Source organism: Pseudomonas sp. Ma2-10 (genome assembly GCF_054330215.1).
This window is the reverse complement of record NZ_JBTEYL010000097.1, coordinates 1-339: the sequence shown is the minus strand read 5'-3', so window position 1 is coordinate 339 and position 339 is coordinate 1. Positions and strand designations below refer to the sequence as shown.

Sequence of the window (339 nt, the reverse complement as noted above, 5' to 3'; positions counted from 1 at the left end):
CGAAATTGGGTCTGTAGCTCAGTTGGTTAGAGCGCACCCCTGATAAGGGTGAGGTCGGCAGTTCGAATCTGCCCAGACCCACCAATTTTGTGTGGGAAACGCCTGTAGAAATACGGGGCCATAGCTCAGCTGGGAGAGCGCCTGCCTTGCACGCAGGAGGTCAACGGTTCGATCCCGTTTGGCTCCACCACTAACTGCTTCTGTCCTGTAAAGCTTAGAAATGAGCATTCCATCGCATGATGGTGAATGTTGATTTCTGATCTTTAAGATTAGATCGTTCTTTAAAAATTTGGGTATGTGATAGAAAGATAGACTGGACGTTACTTTCACTGGTAACGG

The 339-nt window shown here is 48.1% G+C and carries 2 tRNA genes; both read left to right on the top strand.

What is annotated here, in order from left to right:
* Positions 1 to 7: 7 nt before the first annotated feature.
* Positions 8 to 84, top strand: a tRNA-Ile gene (locus tag ACXPVS_RS27475).
* 30 nt (positions 85 to 114) lie between these two features.
* Positions 115 to 190: transfer RNA gene (locus ACXPVS_RS27470), tRNA-Ala, on the top strand.
* The last annotated feature ends 149 nt before the right edge of the window (positions 191 to 339 follow it).